Here is a 17713-nt window from a genome sequence, read left to right on the forward strand (position 1 = left end):
GGCGCCGTTGCTGCCCGGGCGCCGGCGGGAGGAAACGCCTCACACGGCAGCGGGCACGTGTGTGTGCCAGGCCTCCTCGAACACGGAGTGGGCCTCAGCATCCGCGTCAATGGCGTCGAGCGCCAGAAGCGCGGCACCGACAACGGGGGCCTCTGAGACGATCGTCAACGTTGCGAGGGGCGCACGACGCGACAGCTCGTTCTCGAGAAGACTCAGGAGCAAAGGGTTGCCACTTGAGACCACGCCGCCGCCCACGACGACCGGCACATCGACGTCGGTCAGTCCCAGACGCTCAATCGTCGTTGCCGCGGTCACGGCGATCTCTTCGGCCTGCCACGTGACGATGCGGCGTGAGATTGCATCGCCGCCCTCAGCGAGCGCGAACAGCACGGGGACGAGCTCGATCAAGCGCCCCCGCTCGATGCGTCCCCTGTGCAGGCTCTCGGTCACGGCCGAGATCGTCTCGAGACCGAAGTGTCGGGGGATTTCTCTCTGCAGTTGCGTCGGCTCTCCCCGCCCATCCTCGCTGCGCGCGGCGAACCACAGCCCCCATTCGCCGAGCGAGAAGCCGCCTCCCCAGTCCCCTGAGATCATGCCGAGCGAAGCGTATGTCACCTCGGCACCGTCATGACGCACGCCGATGCAGTTCGTCCCCGAGCCACAGATCACGGCGACAGCATCCGTGGCCTGCGTTCCCGCTCGCAGGACGGCAAAAAGGTCGTTCTTCACCACGAGAGCTGTCGTGAGATCGGGAGCGGCTGCCGAGAACGCGTCTCGGAACTCGGCGATCTCGATGGGCAGGTCAAGACCAGACAGATACACGTGTACGGAGCGAACGACAGGCACGGCCGCCTGAGCGCAGACGTCGCGGATCGCATCAACGATGGTCTCCACGGACCGCTCGAGCCCTTCCAAATGCGGACTGGACCCTCCGGCGCGCACACGAGCGCGGATCTCACCTCTGCTGTCGAGGGCGACCACGTCGGTCTTCGAGCCGCCGCCATCGACGGCGATCAGAAGCCCCGTGCCGATCATGCCGACCATGGAAGGGAGGAGGCATTTTCGGCGAGGAGGAGGTCGGTGAGCTTCTCTGCACGGTCGAACTGCTGCACGAGCGGATGCGCCATCATGGCAGACAGCACTCGGTCACGACCGCCGTGGACAGCCGCGTCAAGAGCGAGCCTCTCGTAGCCCGCAACATGGGCGATGAGCCCCTGCTTGTCAGCCTCGAGCGGTGGGATCGGCAGAGCGGCGACGCCCGATGAGTTCACAGACGCCGATACTTCGATCACGTGATCGTCGGGGAGGAACGGCAGCGCACCGTCATTGCGCAGATTCACGACCTGCGTATCACCGCGGTCGCTCGTGAGAGAGGCGATCAACTCGACCGCGGCTTCGGAGTAGAACGCGCCTCCGCGCTTCGACAGGGCGTCCGGTTTGGCAACGACGGATTCGTCGGCGTACTGCGCGAGGAGATCGCGCTCGACCTGCATGACTGCGTCAGCACGCGTCGTCTCGTGTCGCTGCTCATCGAGCACGATGTCGTGAGCGTAGTAGTACCGCAGGTAGTACGACGGCACGGCGTTCTGCAATCGGATGAGCGAGGCGGGGAGGTGAACGTCGTCGGCGATCCAGTCGATTCGACGGTCCAGAAACTCGGGCAGTCGATCGCTCACCGTGCCGTTCTCATCACGCACGAAGACGTTGCGCTCCCAGGTGAGATGGTTCAGACCGACGTGTCCGAGGGTGACCGCCGAGTTGCTCACGCCGAGCTCGGCCGCGAAGCGACGCTGGAAACCGATCGCGACGTTGCACAGGCCCACGGCTCGGTGCCCAGCGTTCAGCAGGGCGCGGGTGACGATGCCGACGGGGTTCGTGAAGTCGATGATCCAGGCGTCCTTTTTCGCCTTCCGCCGGATCACCTCCGCGATCTCGAGCACGACGGGGACGGTGCGCAGCGCCTTGGCGAAGCCACCGGGGCCCGTTGTCTCCTGCCCGATGCAGCATGCCTCGTGCGGCCAGGTCTCGTCCGACTTCCGTGCCTCCTGACCGCCGATGCGCAACTGGATCAGTACCGTGTCAGCATCCGAAACGGCGGCGACCAGGTCGTCGGTCGCGTGAATGACGGCCTGGTGCCCGGCGACCTCGAGCATCCGCTTGGCCATTCCGCCCACGAGCCTGCGCCGTTCTTCCGAGGGATCGTAGAGCCAGATTTCACTGAGCGGGAGTGCATCGCTGTAGCGGATGAACCCGTCAATGAGCTCGGGGGTGTACGTTGACCCGCCGCCGATGATGGCAAGTTTCATTTTTATCCTTTCACTCCGGAGAGCGTGATTCCTTCGACGAACGTTCGCTGCGCGAAGAAGAAGACGATGACGACCGGAACCATGACGAGCATCGTGAGCGCCATCGTGAGCCCCCAGTCGGTTCCGTGGGTTCCCCGAAAAGTGGCGAGCGCGTACGAGACGGGCCACCAGCTGGGGTCTTCTGAGGCGTAGAGCAACGGACCGAAGTAGTCATTCCATGCTTTGAAGAAGAGGAAGATTCCGGCGGCCGCGATCCCGGGCTTTGCCATGGGCACGGCGACGCGCACGAGCACCTTCCATTCGCTGCAGCCGTCCATCCGAGCCGCGTCGATATATTCGGTCGGGATCGTCAGGAAGAACTGGCGCAGCAGGAAGATTGAGAACGCATCGCCCAGCAGATTCGGCAGAATGAGTGGCCACAGGGTGCCCGTCAGATTCAGCTTCGCCCACATGATGTAGACAGGAACGGCGGTCACTTGCGGCGGCAGGAGCATGGCCACGATGATCGCGACGAAGATCACGTTCGCGAACGGAATACGGATCTTCGCGAGGACATACGCCGCGGGAACAGACGACAGCAGCATGAAGACTGTCGCGAGCACCGCATACAGTGCCGAATTGCCGAACCAGCGCACAAGGGGCGTCCCGGTGAACGCATCCGCGTAGTTCTGCCACCGCCACGGGTCGGGAAGGAGAGCTCCGGTCAGTGTCTGATCGCTCGACATCAGCGAGGTGAGAAAGACGAAGATGACCGGGGCGATGAAGATCACGCCGAGGGCGCACAGGATCGAATTCTCCGCGACCCAGAGAAGCCAACTCTTCCTCCCACGAACGCGCGTGCGCTTCGGAACGTCTCCGGCCGTCAGTCGGCGAGTTTCTGTCATGGTCATGATCTGCTCTCCGGGTTGAAGGCCGATACTTTGCGCAAGAGCAGCACAAGGAATACGGCGGCGACGACGAATAGCAGCACGGCGAGAGCCGAGGCATATCCGAGCTGGTAATTGGCGAAGCCGCGCACATAGAGCCACTCGGTGAAGGTGAGCAGCGATCCGTTCGGGTACCCGAGCGTCATGCCGGTGCCCTCACCGACCGTCGCCTTTCCGGATGCGACGCCTGAGGCGACAGCCGCTTCAGTGAAGTACTGCAGTGCGGCGATGATCCCGGTGATGAGCGCGAAGATGAGCACGGGAACGATGTTCGGCAACGTGACGTAGCGCACCTTCTGTGCCCCGTTGGCCCCGTCGAGCGACGCCGCCTCATATTGCTCTGTCGGCACATCGAGAAGCGCGGCGAGAAAGATCACCATGATGTCGCCCATCACCCAGATGCCGAGCAGCAGGAGCGACGGCTTGGCCAGGCTCGGGTCGTTGAACCAGAGCGGCCCGTCAATTCCGAAGAACGAGAGGATCTGGTTCACCGGGCCCGTTCCCGGGTTGAAGAGGAAGACGAACGAGACAACAGATGCCACCGGCGGAACAAGCGCCGGCAGGTAGAACAGTGTTCGCCAGAACCCCGCGGCCCGTTTGGCCCGTGCGAGCAGACCGGCGACGCACAGTGCGGTCACGATCTTGGTTGGTGTCAGGAAGACCACGAACCACAGGGTGTTGAGTGCCGCCGTCCAGACCTTGGGATCCTTCGTGAACAGGTACTCGTAGTTGCGCCAGCCGATCCATTCAGGGTCGGAGACGAGGTCGTATCGCGTGAACGAGAAGTACACGGACGCGATCAGCGGATAGACGAAGAAGATGACGAGGCCGAGCAGCGCCGGAGTGAGCATCACGGCGGCAAAGACCCGGCGCGGCTTACGCGAGCGAGGGCCGGGGGAACCGGGGAGAGCCGCAGCTCTCCCCGGCGCCCGGCGTGGTGGCGCGATCGTCACGGTCCACTCACCAGATCGATCGAATCGTTGATCTGCTTGTCGACCTCCGCGAGTCCCTTCGCCAGATCACCACCGTCGCCGGCCTGGTATTTCGTCCAGTAGTCTCCGAATGCCTGCTCGTAGCCAGCGCCGACGGGGCTCGGCGGCGTGGTTGTTGTCTTCGGATTGAGCGCGATGTCAATGAACGTCTGGTACTGCTCGGTCACCTCAAGGTCCGGAGATTCAAGGGCAGACGTGGTGGTTGGGACGTTCTTGAGTCCGTTCGCCATCTTCACAAGGGCATCGGTGTCGGTGGAGAGGTACTTCAGCAGCGCCCAGGCGAGTTCGGGATGCTTCGAGCCCTTCGCGATTCCCGCGATGTTTCCGACGATGTAGCCGGCACCGTAGAGATCCTCGTATCCCTTCGCTGTGGGGAACGGAGCCGTGCCGTAGTTGAGATCGGGTGCCTGATCGTCGATGAATGCCGTCCGGTACTCACCATCGACGACCATTGCCAGTTGACCGGTGTGGAAGGCGTTGTTTGCTGAGAACTCTTGGCCGAGCCCCGCGGTGAATGCCTGGAGCTTGTCATATCCGATCGTGTCGACGAAGTCTTTCTGCCACTCCATCAGCACGGGCCAGCCCTCATCCGAGCCAATGGCGCTGTAACCCTCATCGTTCAGCCACTGCCCTCCGACGGCCGGGCCGAAGTGCGCCGGACTGTTCTCGTACATGCCCATGAACGGGTTGAATCCGAGGCGCTTGATCGACCCGTCATCGTTGTACTCGGTCAGCTCCAAGGCGAGTTCCTCAAGGCCCTCGAGCGTTGTGGGGATCTCCGTGACGCCTGCCTCGTCGAGGATGTCCTTGTTGTAGTACAGTGCGTTGACGTCTGCGAGGACGGGCATGGCGCACCGTGTGCCTTCGTATTCGGAGTACGACTTCACGGTGTCGGAGAATTCGCCCATGTCGACGTTGTCGCGCTCGATGTACGGCCCGAGGTCTTGGAACGCGCCGGTCGAGCAGAAGTTGCCGACGACGGCCGTCGAGTAGGACAGCGCGACATCGATGTCGCCGCCGGAGGCGATGACCTTGCGCACCTTCTCGTCGTCCTGGCCGGAATGCACGTCGACGGTGACGCCGGGGTTGGCCTCCTCGAAGTCGTCGATGACTCCCTGAATCACGTCGGCTTCTCTGTCACTGAAGAAGTGCCAGAGAGAGACGGTGCCTTCAAGCTTCTTCGGTGCCGAGTCGGCGATGTCGGCGGATGAGCCGCCGGACGAGCAGCCGGTGAGCACGACTGCCGTCGCGATCGCGGCGGCAGCAATGCGGCCGCGAGAGTGTGAGCGTTGTTGCATCTGTGGAACCTCGCTTTTCGTGTGGTGGAGGGGTGAGGGCGCCGTTTTCGAGCGCACTCGGGGAAGCGCTGTACCGGTCGTCGGCACGCGCGAAGATCTGGAGAGTCGGACTAGGAGTTCGTGATGGCTTCGATGAGCCCTTCCGTCAGGTGTTCCCTGAGCACGCAGGCGGCTCCAGCGAGCACGGGCGGTCGACTCACACCCGTGCTCTCGATGCGCGGACGCCAGCGGGTGTGGCTCTCGATGGCCGCCCTCACCTCGTGAGCAAGGACGTCACCGCCGATGATTCCGACGGGACCGCTGAGGATCACGGCTTCTGGGTCGAGAACAGCGAGTACGGGAGCGACACCAAGCGCTACGCGCTCGGCGACGAGCGACAGCATCCGGTGCCGGTCTGGCGATGCGTCGATGGCGGTGAGGAGATCTTCGAAGCGCGCTGCGCTCACGTCGAACTGGCTGGCGATCTTCGCAATCGCATCGCCGCTGATGAGATCCTGCAGGTCGGCTGCCTGGGGGTCGACATCGGCAGCGCGCAATGGTGCGGAGAGGTAGCCGATCTCACCCGCCCCGCCGTTGGCTCCCGCAAGAATCTCGCCGCGGATGTCGAAAGCGACGCCCAACCCGTTGCCGACCCAGAAGAGCGCGAAGCTTCCGAGCTCTTTGCCCGCCCCCATCTCGCGTTCGGCAACCGCTGCAACTTTCACATCGTTCCAGACGACGACGTCATAGCCGAGCGCCGCCGACAACGTCTCGTTGATGTCTTCTCGCGGCCAGCCGGGCATCTCGTCGGTGAATGAAAGTTCGCCCGTCGCTGCGTTGACGGCCGCCTGAACGCCGACGACGATGCCCGTGACGAGCGTTGTCTCAATGCCGGCCTGTTCGCAGGCGCGTGACACCGCACCCCTGAGCTCGACGGCAGCATCGTTCTCTCCGCGCGAGCGGGCGTGGAAGTCCTCGACCACGGGATACTCACCGCCGGCCGCGTCGATGACGACCGAGCGTGTGACCTCGGGCTGTACGTCCACCGCGACGCCGATCGCGACGTTCTTGCGCACGCCGTAGCTCATGGCTGTGGGGCCGCGCGATCCTGCGATCTCTCCGACCGATTCGATGAGCCCTGCAGACTCGAGGCGTGCCACCATCTGCGATGCCGTGGGCTTTGACAGGCCCGAGAGCTCACCCAGCTGATTGCGCGTGAGCGCGCCGTACTCAAGCAGAAGAGCGAGTGCCTTCTGATCATTGGTCGCACCGAGCCAGGCTGGTGTTCCCGGTAGTGACTTCGTCGCCATGAACGTCCCATCTGTGAGAGTGAGATTTAACGTACAGGAAAGTTTCTTAATAGTAAAGGAAAGAGTTCCGACCCGCGGCGCGGTAGCGTGAGTGATGACGCACTGTGTATCGAGGGAGGGCGAACATGCTCGACGCGATCGTCGTCGGTTCCGGCCCGAATGGCCTCGCTGCCGCCGTCACTCTCGCCCGCGCTGGCCTGAGCGTCCGCCTCTACGAACGATCATCCCGTCTCGGCGGCGGGGCGCAGACCGCTGAGCTGACCGAACCGGGCTTTCACCACGACGTCTGCTCCGCCGTGCACCCGATGGCCTACGCGTCCGAGTTCTTCCAACGCTTCGGCCTCGCCGACCGTCTCGAGTTCATTACCCCGCAGATCTCATACGCACACCCGCTCAGCCCGACGCACGCGGCCCTCGCCTGGCGCGACCTCGAGCGCACGGCCGAAGGGCTCGGGCGCGACGCCGGCGCATGGCGCGCTTTGCTGCGGCCACTTCTCAACAGCCTCGATGCGATCTCGGATGCGGTGTCGCATCCGCTGCTGCGCGTGCCGCGGCATCCGGTGTCTCTCGCCCGTTTCGCCGCCCGCGCCCTCGAGCAGGGTTCACCGCTGTGGAACACCGCGTGGCACACAGACGATGCGCCCGCGCTGCTCTCGGGAGTGATCGCGCATTCGATCCGTTCGATGCCGAACATCGCCCCCACCGCCGCGGGCCTCGTCCTGGCTGTGAACGCGCACTCGGGTGGCTGGCCCTTCCCCGTCGGCGGCAGCCAGGCGATCACCGACTCGCTCGTCACTGATGCCGTCAGCCACGGCGTCGAGTTCGTGACCGAGCATCAGGTGAGCTCGCTCGATGCGCTGCCACCTGCCCGTGCCGTCATCATGGACACCGGCGTCGCGGGCCTGAGCGAGGTCGCGGGTGACAGGATGCCACGGGCCTACGCACGCGCCCTCGAGAGGTTTCGACCGGGCGACGCCGCGGCCAAAGTGGACTTCGCCTTGGACGGGCCGATCCCCTGGACGAACCCGGATCTGGCGCGCACGGCAACGCTGCACCTGTGCGGCACGCGTGCGGACATCGCGCGAGCGGAGAACCAAGTGGCGCGCGGCAATCACGCCGACAACCCCTACGTCCTCCTGTCGCAGCCGAGCGTCTTCGATCCGACGCGCGCGCCCGCGGGGAAGCACGTCGTGTGGGCGTACACGCACGTGCCGAAGGGGTCGACGATCGATCAGACTGAGGCCGTGACCCGCCAGATCGAACGATTCGCGCCCGGCTTCCGCGAGCTGATCATCGCCTCGTCATCGCGTTCGGCGTCTGAGCTGCACGATCACAACCCGAACTATGTGGGCGGAGACATCGCGGCCGGCGCGATCACGTTGCGCCAGCTCGTCGCCCGCCCTGTGCTTTCCGCTGACCCCTGGCGCACGCCGATTCCCGGCGTGTACCTGTGCTCGGCTGCCACCCCGCCGGGGCCGGGCGTACACGGTCTCGGCGGCTGGCGAGCAGCGCAATCGGCCCTCCGCAATGAGTTCGGCATCCGCCGCGAGGTGGATCTGGCTCCCAGGGCTCGGTGACGGCGATCACCGGAACGACGTCGAACTCTCTCACGACGCCAATATCCGCCGCACGGATGACGCGTCCGCGCCTCAAGATACGTAACGTGAGAGACGCAAGAAGAAAGGGGAATCGTGCAGCCGACTCCAGAAGATCTGCCGATGTCCGGTGACCAGACGGGCCCTGACCCGTCAGCCCAGCCGCCGTCCTCACACGCCGCGCTTTCCATCCGCGGCCTCGTCAAAACGTTTGGGGCGAAGACGGCAGTCGCGGGCATCGACCTCGACGTCCCCGCCGGGTCGTTCTACGGTCTCGTCGGTCCGAACGGCGCAGGCAAGACGACGACACTGTCGATGGCGACGGGCCTGCTGCGGCCGGACGCCGGCATAATCAGCATCCATGGTGTTGATGTCTGGCAGAACCTCGTCGACGCCAAGCGGCTCGTCGGGGTGCTCTCCGACGGCGTCGCTCTCTTCGACAGACTCACGGGTGAGCAGCTTGTCACGTACGCGGGGATGCTGTGCGGTCTCGATCGCGCCAATGCCGTCGAGCGCGCGGGCGATCTGCTCACGATGCTCGACCTCACGTCCGCAGGCGGCACGCTCGTCGTCGACTATTCAGCGGGGATGACCAAGAAGATCGCGCTCGCGTGCGCCCTCGTGCACGCTCCCCGGCTGCTCGTGCTGGATGAGCCCTTCGAGTCGGTTGACCCGGTCTCTGCCGCGAACATCCGTGACATTCTCGCCGGGTACGCGCGCGGCGGCGGCACCGTCATCGTCTCGAGCCATTCCATGGACCTGGTGCAGCGCATGTGCGACCACGTGGCGATCGTCTCGCAGGGCAGCATCGTCGCGGCGGGCACTGTCGATGAGGTCCGGGCCGGATCGACGCTGGAAGACCGTTTCGTCGAGCTTGTCGGTGGGCGGAGGCACGCGGAAGGGCCGTCATGGTTGCAGTCCTCGTAAGCCTCCGCTTCCGTTCCCTGTGGAATTCGCTGCAACACAATCCGTGGCAGCTGGTCGGCGCCATCGTCGGCGCCCTCTATGGGCTCGGGATGCTGGCGCTCGCTGTCGTCGGATTCGCGCTGCTCAGCGTCGCGCCCCTCGACCTCCAGCGCGCCGTGATCGTGGGCGCAGGCTCTGTTCTGATTCTCGGGTGGGTCATCGCCCCCTTGGTGATGGTCGGGGCAGACCAGACTCTTGATCCCATCAAGCTGTCCCCCTTCCCGATCTCGCGCAACTCGCTGTTTGTCTCTCTGACGGCGAGCGGGGTACTCGGCATTCCGGGCATCGTCACGACGCTCGCGGCGCTGGCATCGGTGATCGTGTGGTGGCGGCATCCCCTGGCCCTCATCGTCGCGCTCGTGTGCGCAGCAATCGGAGTTCTCACGTGTGTGACAGCCTCGCGAGCGTTCATGTCTCTCTCGTCCGGCGTCAGCTCGGGTCGCCGCTATCGTGAGCTCACGGGCATCCTGGTGCTCATCCCGGTGATGCTGTTGGGGCCGATCATCATTGCGGTCTCAGACGGTGCCCGCTCCATCGCCGGTGTGCTGCCCGCTGTCACGGGCGTGCTCGGCTGGACGCCGCTCGGGGCCGCGTGGGCCGTCCCTGGCGATGTCGCTGCCGGTGCCTGGGTCGCTGCGGCAGCACGCCTACTCATCGCTCTCGCAACGCTCGCCGTGTGCATCGCGGTGTGGCGCCGCGGCTTAGACCGGATGCTGTCAAGCCCTCTGCGCTCGAACTCATCGACGACGACTCGCAGCGGTCTCGGCATGTTCAGCCGGGTCTCCGATTCCCCGACCGGCGCGGTGATGGCACGATCGCTCACGTACTGGATGCGCGACCCCCGCTATGCTCAGCAGCTGATCATCCTGCCCCTGCTCGTCGTTCTCATGAGCTTCTACAGCTTCACCGGCGACGGCAATTCCATCATGCCGACGATGGGCGTCATCCTCGCCGCCTACTTCCTCTCCTCGGGCGTGTATGCCGATGTCGCCTACGATGGCACAGCCTTTGCCCTCCACCTGACCACGGGTGTTCGCGGCATCGCGGATCGGGCAGGGCGTGCCCTTGCTGTCGCGTCATTCGGTGTGCCGCTGATCATCGTGCTGACCGTCGCTGTCGTTGCCATCACCGGTGACGTGGCGTCGCTTCCTGGCACACTCGGGGTGACGATCGGCATTGCCCTCGCGAGCCTGGGCGCCGCGAGCGTGACTTCCGCGCTCATCGTGTTCCCCGTGGCGAAGGCCGGGGAGAATCCGTTCAAGTCGCAGCCGGGCGCTGCCCTCCCCTCGACACTCGCGATGCTCGGAACCTTCGGCGCCGCGACGATCCTGGCACTGCCGGTGGGGATCCTCGCGATCACGACGATCGTCACCGGCAGCGCGCTTCTCGGTTGGATCACCCTCATCGTCGGTGTCGTCGTCGGTGCGGCCGAGCTCGTGCTCGGCATCGTCGTCGGCGGCAAGGTCTACGACCGGCGTGGCCCTGAGCTCCTGATGCGGCTGCGCAGCTAGCAGCATCCTGAACGTTCATGGGCGTCCCGGGCTTCCGTGAGCGTCCCGGGCCTCCTTTAGGATCAGAGCATGGGTTCGCCACCACAGATCGACGGTTTCACCACGGTGAAGCTCCTGGGCACGGGCGGGTTCTCGGACGTCTACTTGTGCCAGCAGGATCACCCCAGCCGCCTCGTCGCGATCAAGGTCCTCAGCCGCGCCACGCTCTCAGATCACCTGCGGCGTCAGTTCACGGCAGAGGCGAACCTCATGGCTCGGGTGTCGACGCATCCGTCGATCGCGACGGTCTATGCGGCGGGGGCGGATGCTGCCGAGCAGCCCTATCTCGTCATGGAGTACTGCCCGGGCGGCAGCCTCGGCTCCCGGTACCGCCATGACCGCTTCTCGGCGCGTGAGGTTCTGCACATCGGCGTCCGCTTGGCGTCGGCTCTCGAGACGGCACACCGTGCGGGCATTGTGCACCGTGACGTCAAACCGGCGAACGTGCTGATCAACGACTATGGCTCAGCGCTCCTGACCGATTTCGGCATTTCGGCGATCCTCGATGAGTTCCCCGACGCCACGCGCATGCGCGAGGAGGCCTATGCGACGCGGTCCCCGATCGATGCCACGCCGGAGTCGCTCGGGCTCAGCATCCCGTGGTCGGCGCCTGAGACCTTCGACGACGAGCCGCATGTGGACGCGCGCAGCGATGTGTTCTCGCTCGCCGCGACGCTCTTCTCGCTGCTGGCCAACCGCACCCCGTTTGAACGCCCCGGTGCGGCGAATGGTGCCGCTCGGCTCATGGCGCGTATTCAGGCCGGCGCACTCGAGCCGCTGAACGATCCCGATGTGCCGGATGCTCTCACCGAAGCGCTCCTGACGGGGCTCGCGCACGACCCGGCGCATCGATTCCAGACGGCACTCGCGTTTGCCGAACGGCTGCAGAACGTTCAGACCTCCCTCGGTCTTCCGCCGACCCCCATCGAGACGACGTCAGACGAGACGGCCGAGTCGGGCACGGTGACGCGTCTGCGCACGGAGCTGCCCACTCCCGTTCCCGACGACACGACATCGGATGCTGCCCCGCCCCCGCGCCGCTCGCGTGCTCTCATCATCGTCTCGAGCGTGGCCGCTGCAGCGCTCATCGCCCTCGCGGCGGTCGTCGGCGTTCCGATCGCAACCTCCCTGTGGGCTGCCGACCCGACTCCGGGGCCGACGACTCCGCACCCACCGCCCTCGTCCGACGGCGACGAGACTGCAACGCCCGGCCCTGACACGACCACAGCGGCGGATGACGGCCTGCCGCCGTTTCTCGACGACTTCGGCGTCACGGTCGACGGAGACGATGTGACGCTCGACTTCCCCTCTGCCCAGGCTCCGCCGGAAGAGTTCACGGCTCGGGTCGTCTCGACCGGTGACAGCGATACCGTTGTCGGGCCTGAAAGCACGGTGTCGTTCAGCTACATCACGAGCGAATGGCTCTATGACCAGCAGACCACGGCGACGTTTCCTGCGGTCGGAGAATCTCCTGGTTCCCCCGCGACGACACCGGAGCTCGCCGTGGGAATCGGAAACGACGTCGATCTGATGGGGCTCCCGGTCGGCACCGTCATCGTCACAGCTGCTCCGGCCGGCATGTTCCTCTTTGTCGGACCGTTCGACGAAGCCGAATTCGGCACGCAGATCGTCGTCATCCGCATCGATGCCGTGTCATAACGCGCTGAACCACCGGGGGGTCCTCACGGGGTGAGCGGCAGACGGATTCACGGCGAGAGTTCCGGAGCGCGGGCACATTTGGCGTTGTCGACGTTGCCTCACACAGGGCTGTCTGTGCGGGCCCGCTCCCGACGGGCAGCCGTCTCATTTAGGATCGGGGCATGGGCTCCCCACCACTGATCGATGGCTACAGCTACGTCAAGCTGCTCGGCACCGGTGGATACTCGGATGTCTACCTGTACCACCAGCAGCTTCCCAACCGCTTCGTCGCCATCAAGGTGCTGCGCACCGATGCCCTCAGCGAGGCGTTGCGCCGCCAGTTCACGGCGGAGGCCAATCTCATGGCCCGGGTCTCGTCGCACGCCGCGATCGGCACAATCTACGCGGCCGGTGTGGATGCTGGTGAGCAGCCGTATCTCGTCATGGAGTACTGCTCGGGCGGCAGTCTCGGCGCGCGTTTTCGCCACGCTCCGCTCGATGTCGCCGATGTGCTGCACATCGGCGTTCGCGTCGCCTCCGCACTCGAGAGTGCCCACCGTGCCGGCGTTGTGCATCGCGATGTGAAGCCGGCAAACGTTCTGATCAACGACTACGGGGCTGCCGTCCTCACCGATTTCGGTATCTCGGCCATTGCCGACGGCTTTCCCGAGGCTACGCGTATGCGCGAACAGGCATACGCTACGCAATCCACTGTTGACAACAATGCGAGCTCGCTCGGAATGAGCATCCCCTGGGCAGCGCCCGAGACCTTCGACGATGAGCCACGGGTCGACGTCCGGAGCGACGCGTTCTCTCTGGCCGCCACACTGTTCTCGTTGCTCGAGGGCCGCAGCCCCTTTGAGATTCCCGGCGGTTCCAATCGCGGTGCCCAACTGATCGCCCGCATCCAAAACGGCTCCATCACGCCGATGCAGCGCCCAGACCTTCCACCCGCCCTTGTCGAGGCCCTGATGATCGGTCTCAACCACAATCCGGCATACCGGTTTCCCACCGCCCTGGCTTTCGCAGAGCGTCTGCAGCAGCTGGAACGCGAGCTCGGCCTGGCGCCCACTCGCATCGAGGTGCCCACTGTCCCTGCCGCGGCGCAGACGAGCGGGCAGCAATTAACGCCGCACTCCGGGCAGCAGCCAGTGCAGCACTCAGCGCCACAACAGGCCGGCTCCTTCCCCACCACGACGACTCCGCCGGCACAGGACCAGGCACTTATCGCCACCGTGACCCCCCGCACAGTCGTGCAATCGCCACCGCGCCGCCGCAAGCGAATGGCGTGGATCATCGGCGGCGTCGTAGCGGGAGCCGCCGTGATCGCACTTGTCCTCACGTTGGGAATCCCGTTCATCGGGCAGCTCTCGGCAGCATCCGCACCGACTCCGACGCCAACCGCCGATGAGAGCCAGAACTTGGTCGTCGATGAACTGGACGTCGAGTGGCGGAACGACAGCTGGAACTTCACGATTCCAGAGGATCTCGCCCCACCGAGTCAACTCGAGGCTCGCATCCTCAAAAAGGGCGACAGCTCGACGACGATCACCGCTGAGAGCAAGGTCTTCTTCGGCTATGACGTCTCGACCTGGGATTTCGGTTGGGATCTTCGCTTCACTCCCGGCACGAACGAGGGCTTTGACACGGTCACCGTGACTGGCCGCCAGCTTGAGAAGTTCATGGGAATCGACATGATCGGGATGCCGGTGGGCACCGTCGTGCTCGTCGCTGCTCCGCAGGGTTACTTCGCCCAGCATTCCCCCATCGGCGACGCCACGATGCGCACGCAGATCGCCGTGATCCGCATCAATGCGCTGACCTGAGCACCCTCGCTTCTCGCCAGCCGACCGGCCACTCTGCTCAGCGCAGATCTGCTGTGAGCGGCATCCGGTTCACTGTGTATGCCGTGTGACGCATGATCGATCCATGGCAGACAACGATTCTTCCCCTCCGCTCTTCAACGACCGTATGCGCGAGCAGCTGCTGCATCGCCGCGTGCTCGTGCTCGACGGCGTTCTTGACGACGACAATGGGACGCTGCTGGCGAGCCAGCTGCTGCTCCTCGCCGCCGAGGACGCCTCGACAGACATCGCCCTATGGATCCACTCCCCGGGAGGCAGCGTTCCGTCGATGCTCGCGATCCGCGACATCATGCGACTTGTGCCGTGCGATGTTTCGACGCTGGCTCTCGGGCTCGCGTGCAGCGCCGGGCAGTTTCTTCTGTCGGCAGGCACACCGGGCAAGCGCAGCGCACTGCCGCACGCGCGCATTCTGATGCATCAGGGCTCGGCAGGAATCGGTGGCACGGCCGTCGAGGTTGAGGTGCAAGCAGACGACCTGCGCTACACGCGCGACACAGTGCTCGGTCTCATCGCTGAAGACACCGGGCAGCCGCTTACGCGCATCTTCGACGATTCGCTGCACGACCGCTGGTACAACGCGCAGCAGGCGCAGGAATACGGGTTCATCGACCGCACGGTGTCGAGTTTCGACCAGGTCATGCCCGATCGCAGAAACCCGATCGGACTGGGGGTCTGACATGAGCTCGTACACAATCCCGAACGTCGTAGCGCAGCATCCGCGCGGGGAGCGCATCATGGACGTCTACTCGAACCTGCTCACCGAGCGCATCGTGTATCTGGGAACACCGGTCGATGCGGGCGTCGCGAACACGATCATCGCGCAGCTGCTGCACCTCGAGTCCGAGAGCGCGGGTGAGCCGATCAATCTCTACATCAACTGCGAAGGCGGGGATCTCGCGTCGATGCTCGCTGTATACGACACGATGCAGTACGTGCAGTCACCCGTCGCGACCACGTGCGTCGGGCAGGCGATCGCTGCGGGAGCCATTCTGCTTGCGGCGGGGGCTCCGGGTCGCCGGGCCGTTCTGCCCCATACCCGCGTTGTGCTGCATCAGCCCGCTGCCGAGGGGCGCGGTGCGATTCCTGACCTCATCCTGCAGGCCGATGAGGTCGTGCGCATTCGCGCCGAAATCGAAGAGATCCTCAGCTCGCACACGGGGCAGAGCGTGCAGACGCTGCGCCAAGACACCGATCGTGATCGAGTGTTCACGGCGGCGCAAACGGTCGATTACGGGCTCGTCGACCAGGTGCTAGCCCGACGCGGGCAGGCGGATGCTGCGGCCTGACGCTCGGCTCAGACAGCCATCAGCAGGGCGCCGCCGTCGCGCGAGCTGTTCTGCTGGTGCAGGTCGTCCGATACCTCGCTCGTCAGCTCGATGAGCGAGGTGTTGAGCGCGCCGGCGATCGCGGCGATCATCTCGCTCGACGGCTCCTTACGCCCTCGCTCCACTTCCGACAGGTACTGGGGCGAAACGCCAGCGGTCTGCGCGGTGTCGATGAGCTTCTCGCCCCGCTTGGTCCGATGGGCGCGAAATCGCCGTCCGAGCGCCTCGCGCCACAAAGCCTCGGGCTTGTGGCTCTCGCGACCGTATCCGTGGCCTCCAGCCTTCTGAGGCGTTGTCGACTGATGGTTCGATCCGCGCTGTTCAGACACACGTCGCTCCGGATTCGGCCGCGCCACTCCGGGTTGATCTGCCCCTGACCCCTCCGGTACCCATGCCGCAGTGCGCTGTCTGGGAGCCTGCGTGCCAGGCCTCGGGCGTTCGGCGCTTTCCCGCTGGGCTCGTCGCCGACGAGCATCCTGTATTTCCACGATCTCAGCCATGCTTCACCCTAAATCGGGCACGCCGCGGCTGTCTCGCGATTCTGCTCAGAGCGGATTGACCGGGCGAACTGACTACCCGAATTGACTGGACGGAATGACGTGCGTGGATGGTCCTCGCCCGCGCGGTTCTATTGACCTGCGCGCCCGGCGTCTGTGACGCTGACGTCGGTGCGGTGAAAGTTCGCGAACGACCGGGATGCTGTCGGCCCGCGCTGCCCCTGGTAACGAGAACCGTATTCGGCCGAACCGTACGGGCGCTCCGTGGGAGACGTGAGCCTGAAGAAGCACAACTGCCCGATCTTCATGCCGGGCCACAGCTTGATCGGCAGCGTCGCCACGTTGCTGAGCTCGAGTGTCACGTGGCCAGAGAACCCGGGGTCGATGAAGCCGGCCGTCGAGTGCGTGAGCAGGCCGAGGCGGCCGAGCGAGCTTTTGCCCTCAAGGCGTGCGGCAACGTCGTCGGGCAGGCTGACACGTTCGTAGGTGGAGCCGAGGACGAATTCGCCCGGGTGCAAAATGAACGATTCGTCCGGTTCGACCTCGATCAGGCGGGTCAGCTCTGGCTGATCCTGCGACGGATCGATGTACGGGTATTTGTGGTTGTCGAAGAGACGGTAGAAGCGGTCGAGGCGCACATCGACGCTCGATGGCTGCACCATGTCGATGTCGTATGGGTCGAGGCCAATGCGTGAGGCCGCCAGTTCTGCTTTGATGTCGCGGTCTGAGAGGAGCACGTTGTCAGTGTAGCCGTCAGATGTTGCTAAGATGACGTGGTGCCCTTGTGGCGCGTGGGGATGTAGTTCAATGGTAGAACTTCAGCTTCCCAAGCTGACAGCGCGGGTTCGATTCCCGTCATCCCCTCCACATGACGTGAGTGACAGCTCATGTGTTTCGTCCCGGCGGCCATCGTGTGATGTCCACGAAACTCAGAGAGCCGGCTCAGTGGCATCTCCAAAGGCGGTGATGACAGCCACGTGCGAGCCAGAGATCACACGACCATCGACACAACACCGACGGCGAATTAAACTGCTGGCGTGAACGCCCAAAACACGGATCGAGACGGCGACGGAGACGTTTCGACAGGCTCCGCGGGCAGCTTTGCGATCGCCCCGCTCACTGCCGAGACGTGGGACATGTTTGAGCGTCTCTGCGAACGACACAACGGAATATTCGGCGGATGCTGGTGCACGTACTTTCTCACGATGCCGTCAGAGAAGACCTTCACATTCGAAGGAAACAAAGAACTCAAGAAACAGCGTGTGTTCGAGGACCGAACGCACACCTCACTGCAGTTGCTCACCCCGCAATGGGCTCTTGCCCAAATCGATCGGTTGTGTATGTAATGAGAACGGTGGTGGAATCAGTGCACGCGAACCCTTCGCGCACGGGCGGCGGGAGCCTCGTCTGAGGCTCCCCAGTCACCGCGCCGGTGTGATCTGAGATCGATCTGCGGCACACTGGAG

General features: G+C 64.7%; 16 protein-coding genes and 1 tRNA gene. 9 read left to right on the forward strand and 8 right to left on the reverse strand.

Annotated elements, in window-relative coordinates; all coding sequences use genetic code 11:
* Nucleotides 1–39: 39 nt before the first annotated feature.
* From OK352_RS12480 to OK352_RS12505, 6 genes are all read right to left on the reverse strand, one after another.
* Nucleotides 40–1044, reverse strand: a complete 1005-nt coding sequence (locus OK352_RS12480) for an N-acetylglucosamine kinase (RefSeq protein ID WP_265141814.1) — start codon at nucleotides 1042–1044, stop codon at nucleotides 40–42.
* The gene (locus OK352_RS12485) at nucleotides 1032–2306 is read right to left on the reverse strand and encodes a 6-phospho-beta-glucosidase (protein ID WP_265141816.1); all 1275 of its coding nucleotides are present in this window, start codon (nucleotides 2304–2306) and stop codon (nucleotides 1032–1034) included. The genes OK352_RS12480 and OK352_RS12485 overlap by 13 nt, the downstream gene beginning before the upstream one ends.
* A gap of 2 nt (nucleotides 2307–2308) precedes the next feature.
* A complete protein-coding gene (locus OK352_RS12490) occupies nucleotides 2309–3196 on the reverse strand; it encodes a carbohydrate ABC transporter permease (protein WP_265141817.1) in 888 nt (295 codons plus the stop codon).
* Nucleotides 3193–4185, reverse strand: coding sequence for a carbohydrate ABC transporter permease (locus OK352_RS12495; RefSeq protein WP_265141818.1), 993 nt, complete (start codon nucleotides 4183–4185; stop codon nucleotides 3193–3195). Before OK352_RS12495 ends, OK352_RS12490 begins: the two co-directional genes overlap by 4 nt.
* On the reverse strand, nucleotides 4182–5522 hold the full coding sequence (locus tag OK352_RS12500; protein WP_265141819.1) for an extracellular solute-binding protein: 1341 nt from the start codon (nucleotides 5520–5522) through the stop codon (nucleotides 4182–4184). Before OK352_RS12500 ends, OK352_RS12495 begins: the two co-directional genes overlap by 4 nt.
* A gap of 110 nt (nucleotides 5523–5632) precedes the next feature.
* Entirely contained in the window at nucleotides 5633–6811 is a 1179-nt protein-coding gene (locus tag OK352_RS12505; RefSeq protein ID WP_265141820.1) for an ROK family transcriptional regulator, read from the reverse strand.
* A 125-nt stretch (nucleotides 6812–6936) separates the two neighbouring features.
* Between OK352_RS12505 and OK352_RS12510 the strand changes: the two genes are divergently transcribed.
* The 7 genes from OK352_RS12510 to OK352_RS12540 all read left to right on the forward strand — a co-directional run bounded on the left by OK352_RS12510 (nucleotide 6937) and on the right by OK352_RS12540 (nucleotide 15711).
* A complete protein-coding gene (locus OK352_RS12510; RefSeq protein WP_265141821.1) occupies nucleotides 6937–8388 on the forward strand; it encodes a phytoene desaturase family protein in 1452 nt (483 codons plus the stop codon).
* 141 nt (nucleotides 8389–8529) lie between these two features.
* Complete coding sequence (locus tag OK352_RS12515) at nucleotides 8530–9333, forward strand: ABC transporter ATP-binding protein (protein ID WP_265142029.1); 804 nt, start codon at nucleotides 8530–8532, stop codon at nucleotides 9331–9333.
* Nucleotides 9315–10883: a hypothetical protein gene (locus OK352_RS12520; protein ID WP_265141822.1), complete on the forward strand. Its 1569-nt coding sequence runs from the start codon at nucleotides 9315–9317 to the stop codon at nucleotides 10881–10883. The genes OK352_RS12515 and OK352_RS12520 overlap by 19 nt, the downstream gene beginning before the upstream one ends.
* A 69-nt stretch (nucleotides 10884–10952) precedes the next feature.
* Entirely contained in the window at nucleotides 10953–12581 is a 1629-nt protein-coding gene (locus OK352_RS12525; protein ID WP_265141823.1) for a serine/threonine-protein kinase, read from the forward strand.
* Nucleotides 12582–12742: 161 nt separating this feature from the next.
* Nucleotides 12743–14386 carry a serine/threonine-protein kinase gene (locus OK352_RS12530; RefSeq protein ID WP_265141824.1) on the forward strand — a complete coding sequence of 548 codons (1644 nt, stop codon included), beginning with the start codon at nucleotides 12743–12745 and terminating at the stop codon, nucleotides 14384–14386.
* A 103-nt stretch (nucleotides 14387–14489) separates the two neighbouring features.
* Nucleotides 14490–15101, forward strand: a complete 612-nt coding sequence (locus OK352_RS12535; protein ID WP_265141825.1) for a ClpP family protease — start codon at nucleotides 14490–14492, stop codon at nucleotides 15099–15101.
* A 1-nt stretch (nucleotide 15102) separates the two neighbouring features.
* The gene (locus OK352_RS12540; protein WP_265141826.1) at nucleotides 15103–15711 is read left to right on the forward strand and encodes a ClpP family protease; all 609 of its coding nucleotides are present in this window, start codon (nucleotides 15103–15105) and stop codon (nucleotides 15709–15711) included.
* 8 nt (nucleotides 15712–15719) lie between these two features.
* On the opposite strand, the gene OK352_RS12545 is transcribed toward OK352_RS12540, so the two are convergent.
* Both OK352_RS12545 and dcd read right to left on the reverse strand, forming a co-directional pair.
* Complete coding sequence (locus OK352_RS12545; protein WP_372338106.1) at nucleotides 15720–16079, reverse strand: helix-turn-helix domain-containing protein; 360 nt, start codon at nucleotides 16077–16079, stop codon at nucleotides 15720–15722.
* A 299-nt stretch (nucleotides 16080–16378) separates the two neighbouring features.
* Entirely contained in the window at nucleotides 16379–16984 is a 606-nt protein-coding gene (dcd, locus tag OK352_RS12550; RefSeq protein WP_265141827.1) for a dCTP deaminase, read from the reverse strand.
* A 56-nt stretch (nucleotides 16985–17040) separates the two neighbouring features.
* On the opposite strand from dcd, the gene OK352_RS12555 reads away from it, so the two are divergent.
* Together OK352_RS12555 and OK352_RS12560 are read left to right on the forward strand one after the other, a co-directional pair.
* Nucleotides 17041–17114, forward strand: a tRNA-Gly gene (locus tag OK352_RS12555).
* 170 nt (nucleotides 17115–17284) lie between these two features.
* On the forward strand, nucleotides 17285–17593 hold the full coding sequence (locus tag OK352_RS12560; protein ID WP_265141828.1) for a hypothetical protein: 309 nt from the start codon (nucleotides 17285–17287) through the stop codon (nucleotides 17591–17593).
* Nucleotides 17594–17713 lie beyond the last annotated feature (120 nt).

Source organism: Microbacterium sp. MPKO10 (assembly GCF_026107415.2).
GTDB lineage: Bacteria > Actinomycetota > Actinomycetes > Actinomycetales > Microbacteriaceae > Paramicrobacterium.

What these genes read in the sequence shown, in the direction of transcription:
- OK352_RS12480 (WP_265141814.1), bottom strand. Translation starts at nt 1,044, where the DNA reads ATGGTCGGCATGATCGGCACGGGGCTTCTGATCGCCGTCGATGGCGGC.
- OK352_RS12485 (WP_265141816.1), bottom strand. Translation starts at nt 2,306, where the DNA reads ATGAAACTTGCCATCATCGGCGGCGGGTCAACGTACACCCCCGAGCTC.
- OK352_RS12490 (WP_265141817.1), bottom strand. Translation starts at nt 3,196, where the DNA reads ATGACCATGACAGAAACTCGCCGACTGACGGCCGGAGACGTTCCGAAG.
- OK352_RS12500 (WP_265141819.1), bottom strand. Translation starts at nt 5,522, where the DNA reads ATGCAACAACGCTCACACTCTCGCGGCCGCATTGCTGCCGCCGCGATC.
- OK352_RS12505 (WP_265141820.1), bottom strand. Translation starts at nt 6,811, where the DNA reads ATGGCGACGAAGTCACTACCGGGAACACCAGCCTGGCTCGGTGCGACC.
- OK352_RS12510 (WP_265141821.1), top strand. Translation starts at nt 6,937, where the DNA reads ATGCTCGACGCGATCGTCGTCGGTTCCGGCCCGAATGGCCTCGCTGCC.
- OK352_RS12515 (WP_265142029.1), top strand. Translation starts at nt 8,530, where the DNA reads ATGTCCGGTGACCAGACGGGCCCTGACCCGTCAGCCCAGCCGCCGTCC.
- OK352_RS12520 (WP_265141822.1), top strand. Translation starts at nt 9,315, where the DNA reads ATGGTTGCAGTCCTCGTAAGCCTCCGCTTCCGTTCCCTGTGGAATTCG.
- OK352_RS12525 (WP_265141823.1), top strand. Translation starts at nt 10,953, where the DNA reads ATGGGTTCGCCACCACAGATCGACGGTTTCACCACGGTGAAGCTCCTG.
- OK352_RS12530 (WP_265141824.1), top strand. Translation starts at nt 12,743, where the DNA reads ATGGGCTCCCCACCACTGATCGATGGCTACAGCTACGTCAAGCTGCTC.
- OK352_RS12535 (WP_265141825.1), top strand. Translation starts at nt 14,490, where the DNA reads ATGGCAGACAACGATTCTTCCCCTCCGCTCTTCAACGACCGTATGCGC.
- OK352_RS12540 (WP_265141826.1), top strand. Translation starts at nt 15,103, where the DNA reads ATGAGCTCGTACACAATCCCGAACGTCGTAGCGCAGCATCCGCGCGGG.